The sequence below is a fragment of the Streptomyces sp. UNOC14_S4 genome, from assembly GCF_020740835.1.
In the GTDB taxonomy this organism is placed as follows: domain Bacteria; phylum Actinomycetota; class Actinomycetes; order Streptomycetales; family Streptomycetaceae; genus Streptomyces.
In genome coordinates, this window is record NZ_JAINFC010000454.1 from 1 (window position 1) to 6,187 (window position 6,187).

The 6,187-nt window shown below is 72.2% G+C and carries 7 protein-coding genes and 1 pseudogene; 4 read left to right on the plus strand and 4 right to left on the minus strand.

Features of this window, described 5'->3' with window-relative positions; genetic code table 11:
• Together K6I34_RS29330 and K6I34_RS29335 are read right to left on the minus strand one after the other, a co-directional pair.
• A pseudogene (locus K6I34_RS29330) lies at window positions 1-431 on the minus strand (hypothetical protein); the annotation flags it as partial.
• Window positions 428-1,120, minus strand: a complete 693-nt coding sequence (locus K6I34_RS29335; protein ID WP_238489945.1) for an RNA polymerase sigma factor — start codon at window positions 1,118-1,120, stop codon at window positions 428-430. The gene K6I34_RS29335 and the pseudogene K6I34_RS29330, both read right to left, overlap by 4 nt.
• A gap of 109 nt (window positions 1,121-1,229) precedes the next feature.
• On the opposite strand from K6I34_RS29335, the gene K6I34_RS29340 reads away from it, so the two are divergent.
• A complete protein-coding gene (locus tag K6I34_RS29340) occupies window positions 1,230-1,853 on the plus strand; it encodes a nuclear transport factor 2 family protein (RefSeq protein WP_229330473.1) in 624 nt (207 codons plus the stop codon).
• Window positions 1,854-1,868: 15 nt separating this feature from the next.
• On the opposite strand, the gene K6I34_RS29345 is transcribed toward K6I34_RS29340, so the two are convergent.
• A complete protein-coding gene (locus tag K6I34_RS29345; RefSeq protein WP_229330475.1) occupies window positions 1,869-2,798 on the minus strand; it encodes a CPBP family intramembrane glutamic endopeptidase in 930 nt (309 codons plus the stop codon).
• A 111-nt stretch (window positions 2,799-2,909) separates the two neighbouring features.
• Here K6I34_RS29345 and K6I34_RS29350 point away from each other — a divergent pair, with 111 nt between their 5' ends.
• Both K6I34_RS29350 and K6I34_RS29355 read left to right on the plus strand, forming a co-directional pair.
• Window positions 2,910-4,223, plus strand: coding sequence for a histidine kinase (locus tag K6I34_RS29350; RefSeq protein ID WP_229330477.1), 1,314 nt, complete (start codon window positions 2,910-2,912; stop codon window positions 4,221-4,223).
• Window positions 4,220-4,930, plus strand: a complete 711-nt coding sequence (locus K6I34_RS29355) for a response regulator transcription factor (protein ID WP_229330479.1) — start codon at window positions 4,220-4,222, stop codon at window positions 4,928-4,930. The genes K6I34_RS29350 and K6I34_RS29355 overlap by 4 nt, the downstream gene beginning before the upstream one ends.
• A 61-nt stretch (window positions 4,931-4,991) precedes the next feature.
• On the opposite strand, the gene K6I34_RS29360 is transcribed toward K6I34_RS29355, so the two are convergent.
• A complete protein-coding gene (locus K6I34_RS29360; RefSeq protein ID WP_229330481.1) occupies window positions 4,992-5,567 on the minus strand; it encodes a TerD family protein in 576 nt (191 codons plus the stop codon).
• 216 nt (window positions 5,568-5,783) lie between these two features.
• Here K6I34_RS29360 and arfB point away from each other — a divergent pair.
• On the plus strand, window positions 5,784-6,187 hold a 404-nt coding region (arfB, locus tag K6I34_RS29365), incomplete at its 3' end, for an alternative ribosome rescue aminoacyl-tRNA hydrolase ArfB (protein WP_229330483.1).

Genomic DNA, 6,187 nt, shown 5'->3' on the forward strand with positions numbered 1-6,187 from the left:
CCCGTCACCTTGCTCTCCACGTAGATGTACTGGTCCTGCCGGGGCTCCAGGGCCGGCAGCCGTGCCGCCGCGAGCGAGATGCGGTCGACGGCCGCCGACAGCCCTTTGGCGGTGCCGGATTCCAGCCTCACTCCGGCCTTCGGAGGGTGGGCGTCCACGCCCGAGGCACCCGAGCCGTCCGGGGCGACAAGCACGACACCCCCGATCACGGCCGCGGCGACCGGGAGCGCGATCCAGGCCGTACGGCGCGCACGGGAGCGCGGCGCGCTCGGAACTGTCCGGCACGCCGTGGCATTGACCTCGGCCCACAGGGCCTCCTCCAGCAAGTCCTGCCGACCCTGCGGCAGGACGGTCTCGGCCTGCCGGGGCAGCAGGAGGTCGAAGTCGCCGAGGTCGAGCGGCTCCTGAGGCCGCCGGGAGGTACGCATCATCGGTTCCACTTCTCGTCGGGCCGGTCCAGGTGCAGGCGAAGGTCGGGGCGCAGGTGGGGGCGCAGGTGGGGGCGTTCGGACCGCCGGGCCGCCGCCGGGCCGTCCGCTTGTTGCCGGAGCTCGCGCTCGGCGAGCTTGCGCAGGCGCTCGCGGGCCCGGAACAGCCGCGACCGCACGGTGCCGACGGCGACGCCCAGGGCCTCGGCCGCTTCCGCGTAGCTCAGGCCGGACCAGACGCAGAGGTGGACGACCTCACGCTCCGGCCGCCGCAGCTTCCCCAGGGCGTTCTTCGCGGCGGTGAGCTGTTCGGCGTCCGCCATCCTGCCCACCACCTCACCCGCGATGTCCGGCACGGCTTCCTTGGCGGGCATACGGCCCAGGGCCTTCTCGTGGCGGCGGGCAGCGCGGCTGGTGTTGCGCTGGACGTTCACCGCGATGCCCATCAGCCAGGCCCTCGCGCCGTCCGGTTCCTCGGGGAGCCTGGCACGAAGGCGCCAGGCCTCCAGGAACGTGAGCGAGACGACGTCCTCGGCGGTGGCCCAGTCGCCGGTGGCGCGAAGGGCGTAGCGGTGGACCATCTGCGCGTGCGCGCGGAAGAGATGGCGGAAGGAGTCCGGGTCGCCGTCCCTGATGCGGGTCTGTAGTGACGTCACGTCTGGATATGTCCGGTGGGAGGCGCGGGTTCCCATGATGTGGCTCACACGGCGGAGCGTGGGAGCGGCGGAGCGGAGGGCCGGACGATCGACATGACCGACGCCCTTGACCTCAAGCAAGGTTGAGATTCTACGTTTGCGATCAATGATCGACGGCCCCGACCACGGCGGCCGCCCGCCGCGTGAACGGAGCACCGCCATGAACGCCACCGCCATGAACGCCACCGCCGCCGATATCGCCGCCCTCCAGGACCGGATCGGCATCCTCGTCGACCGGGCCGAGATCACCGGGCTCGTCGACCGCTACCTGCTGAGCCTCGACACACTGCCCGGCGGCGACGGGTTCGACGACGAGTGGGCCAGGAGCTTCTTCACCGAGGATGTGGAGATCAGCTCGCCGGTCGGGGAGCACCGGGGGATCGAGGGGCTCGCCGAGTCCGAGCGGGCGACCATGGCCAAGTTCGAGCGGACGCAGCACATCGGCACCAACTACCTCATCGGGCTCGACGGTGACCGGGCCACCGTGCGGTGGAACGCGCTGATGACGCACGTCCACCTGGCCTCGACGCAGGCCGCCCGCGGGGCGGAGCCGGGAGGGCACTTCGACGTCGGCGGTACGTTCACGGGCGAGGCCGTACGGACCGCCGACGGCTGGCGGTTCCGGCGGCTGGACATCCGCGCCGTGTGGACGAACGGCCAGGGGCCGCTCGCCCTGACCCCCAAGGCCGAGGAGACGATGCGGGAGCTGGGGCGGCGGAAGGACAGTTGATCCGGACGGCCTCCCTCATCCTCGGCGCCCGCCGCGCAAGGACGAGCGCAAGGACGGGAGCATCGCGCAGGCGCACGCCACACCTATCGGAGCCATCGTCATCAGCGTGACGCCGGTGGCGCCGAGCCCGCCTCCGCCGGCCGTCGCCCCGCCCTCCGTGCCCAGGAGGGTTCCCGTGAGCAGGAAGAGGATCATGTTGTTCCCGGCATGGGCCAGGCTCACGACCCAGATGCTGCCGCTGCGCGTGTACAGCCACGCGAGCAGTACTTCCTGGAGCAGGAAGCCTGCCGCCCACACCACCAGGCCGACCGGGGTGTGGGTGAAGGTGACGTAGTCGGTGAACGCCAGCGGGAAGTGCCACACCGCCCAGATGAGACCCGTGACGACCGTCGCCAGAGCCGGGCGGCGTTCGGGGCGCAGACTCGGCCGGAGGTAACCGGTCCAGCCGAACTCCTCTCCCGCGTAGACCGGCGTCAGGAGCGGGACCACGAGCATGAGGAGCGCGACGAAGACCCAGGCGGGCAGGCCGCCCGCGGCCTTGTCGAGCGGGGAGAGGTCCGGATGCCACAGGCCCAGCGCCGCCGCCAGTCCGCAGGCGCCCGCCGCGAAGACCAACGGGCCCAGCCATGCGGCCAGGTAGTAGGGCCAGGCCCTCCGCAGGCGCAGGGCCAGTCCGGCGTCGGCGAAGCCCTCCTTCGTGATCCAGCGGCGCACCACGATCGCCGCCAGCGCGGGCATGACGCCGAACGGCAACTGCGCCAGGGGATTGACCATCGACAGGCCGAGGCCGAAATACCCGCCGAGGATCCAGGCCCAGCTTCCTCCGAAGGCGATGGCCAGGAACCAGGCCGTCCCCTTGCCCCGTCCGGTCCGTGAGCGCGAAGCGCCGCGCGCTCCGGCCGTCGCCGTCACCACTTCCCGCTGTTTCTTCTCTGTCTCAAGCACGTCACCAGCCTCACGCCGACCCCCTGCCCGGCACATCGCGGCCGAGAGGGATCCCGGATCTGGCTCGCGCGGGGGAGGCGGACGGACGATCTTGCTTGGGATACTTCCGGCGTGCGCGTTCCGATACGTCTGCTGTCGACACGTCTGCTGTCGATACGTCCACTGCTGTCCGCGAATACCTACCGAGGCCCGCTGCACGCGCTGCTCGGCGCCGCCGTCGCGCTGCTCTTGTCACCCGTGGCGGCGATGGCCACGGCCATGGTTCCGCCGACGGCGCGTCCGGCCGTCTTCCCGGCCGCCTTCACCGTGGTCACGGCGGCCCTCGGGGTGCCGCGCCGAGCGCGCCGGATCTCCGTGAAGCTGGCCAACCGCCTGCTCGGCACGGACCTTCCGGCCCCTGTCGACGACACGGCCGGCCCGCGTCTCCGATGGCCGAACCGGTTCCGTACGTCCGGCTGGCTGCTGCTGCACGCCGTGGCCGGTGGCGCCGCGACCGCCGTGGCGGCGCTGCTGCTGTTCGCGGCCGCCGCCCTGCCCGCCGTCTGGCTGCACGGCGGCGGCCGGATCACCGTCCTGGCGGACGTCGACGTGGCGGGCGGAGCGCAGGGCTCGTGGACCGTGCCGGCCGCGGCCGCGCTGCTCGTCCTGGCCTGGCTCGCCGGTGCGGCGGCGGCCGCGCTCCTGCGCCGGCTCGCGCCGCTCCTGCTCGGCCACCGGTCCGCGGAGCGGCTGATAGCCCTTGAGGAACAGACGCGGCTGCTGGCCCAGCGCAACCGGCTCGCCCAGGAGTTGCACGACTCCATCGGCCACACCCTCACCGCCTCGACCATCCAGGCCGCCGTGGCGAGGCAGCTGATGGCCACCGATCCGGCGGGGGCGCGTCACGCGCTGACCGGCCTGGAGGAGGCGTCGCGCGCGGCGCTGGACGATCTCGACCACGTCCTCGGTATCCTCCGGGACGGCCGGGTCCCGACCGCCCCGCCGCTCTCCCTCACCGACCTCCCCGCCCTGCTGGACCGGGTCCGCGGGGCCGGTACGGACCTGCGCGCCGACATCACCGGGGACCTGACGCGCGTACCGGCGACCGTCTCGCGCGAGGTCTACCGGATCGTCCAGGAGGGGCTGACCAACGCCCTGCGGCACGCCTCCCGGACACCGGCCGAGGTCGGACTGCGGGTCTCGGTCACGCAGGACCGGCTGGACGTGGAGATCACCAACCCGATAACCGGCCGTGGGACGACGGCTCGTTCGGCCCATTCGGCCCGGCGGCAAGGCTCGGGCCTGACCGGCATGGGCGAGCGCGTGGCGCTGCTGCGGGGCGAGTTCTCCGCGGGCCCCGCACCCGACGGCCCCGACGGCCCCGACAGCTCCGGCAGCACCCGCTGGCGGTTGAGCGCCCGTATCCCGCTACGGTCCGGCGCATGACCGAGACAGAGACCGTGACCATGGCCATGACCGTGCCCGCGACCGTTTGCGTGCTCATCGCCGACGACGAGGAAATCACGCGCACCGGCCTGCGGACCCTGCTGTCGGCCTGGCCCGGGATCCAGGTGACCGGCGAGGCCGCCGACGGCGTGGAGGCGGTGGCCCTGGCGGAACGGCTGCGGCCCGACGTCGTCCTGATGGACGTGCGGATGCCCGGGGTCGACGGGATCGAGGCCACCCGGCGCCTGCGGCAGTCCGCGCCGCCCGACCCGCCGAAGGTCGTGGTGATCACCACCTTCGAGAACGACGACCACGTCTACGACGCGCTGCGCGCGGGAGCCGCGGGCTTCGTCCTCAAGCGCTCCCCGGTCGAACAGATCGCCCAGGCGGTGCGGTTGGTGGCCACGACGGACTCCGTGCTCTTCCCGGACGCGGTCCGCAGACTCGTCGCGGCCCGCCCCGTGCCGCCCCGGCCGCCACGAGGGGCGCCCGCGCTCACCGCCCGCGAGCTGGAGATCCTCCGGCTCATGGCGACGGGCCTGTCCAACCCGGGCATCGCCGAACGCCTCGTCGTCAGCCTGGAGACCGTCAAGACCCACATCAGCAACCTGCTGGCCAAACTCGGCGCGGGCAACCGCACCCAGGCGGTGATCCTCGCCTACGAGTGCGGCTTCGTGGTGCCCGGAGCCGGACCGGTCCCACCGTAAAGCGGACGAGGGAGGGGCACCCCTGTCACAGGGACGCCCCTCCTCGGCATCACCGGCTGCGTCAGACGTTGACGCCAAAATCCTGGGCGATGCCCACGAGGCCCGACGCGTAACCCTGGCCCACCGCGCGGAACTTCCACTCGGCGCCGTTGCGGTAGAGCTCGCCGAAGACCATGGCGGTCTCGGTGGCGGCGTCCTCGCTGAGGTCGTAGCGGGCGATCTCCGCGCCACCGGTCTGGTTGACGATGCGGATGTACGCGTTGCGGACCTGGCCGAAGTTCTGGCCGCGGGACGTCGCGTCGTAGATGGAGACCGGGAAGACGATCTTGTCGATGTCCGCCGGCAGCGCGGCCAGGTTGACGTTGATGGACTCGTCGTCGCCGTCGCCCTGGCCGGTGGTGTTGTCACCGGTGTGGACGATGGACTGGTCCGGCGTCGACTTGTTGTTGAAGAAGACGAAGTGGGCGTCGGAGTAGACCTTGCCCGCGGCGTTCACGGCGATCGCGCTCGCGTCGAGGTCGAAGTCCGTGCCCGTGGTGGTGCGGACGTCCCAGCCGAGGCCGACCGTGACGGCCGTCAGGCCCGGGGCCTCCTTGGTGAGGGAGACGTTACCGCCCTTGGACAGGCTTACAGCCATGGGAAATGTCCCTTTCTGATGGAAACACTGCGATTGCGCCCCGAGCCGGGCCCGGGCCGCCGTCACCCTTGATAACGCCATTCGCGGGACCCGGAGTTCCACGTCGCTTTACTTTCTTTGCACAACCCTGATGACCGCCCCTGGTGGCCGCCGCCGGGCCTCGCGCCCCGCCCGCCGCCGTATATCGGGGTGACGGCTCCCGGTCCACGCGGGATCATTGAGGGCATGTCCGGTCCTTACGTCATCCGCGGCTCCGTCACCCTCCCCGAGGCGGAGCTCCTGTGGCGTTTCTCGCGCTCCTCCGGCCCCGGCGGCCAGCATGTGAACACCACCGACAGCGCCGTCGAGCTGCGCTTCGACCTGGCCGCGACCGACGCGCTGCCCGCCGTGTGGAAGGAGCGCGCCCTGGAACGGCTCGCCGGACGGCTGACCGACGGCGTCGTGAGCGTACGGGCCTCCGAGCACCGGTCCCAGTGGCGCAACCGCGAGACCGCGGCCGTACGGCTGGCCGCCCTCCTGGCCGAGGCATCGGCACCGCCGCCGCGGGCCCGGCGCGCCACGAAGGTGCCGCGCGGGATCAATGAGCGGCGGTTGCGGGAGAAGAAGCAGCGGGCGGAGAC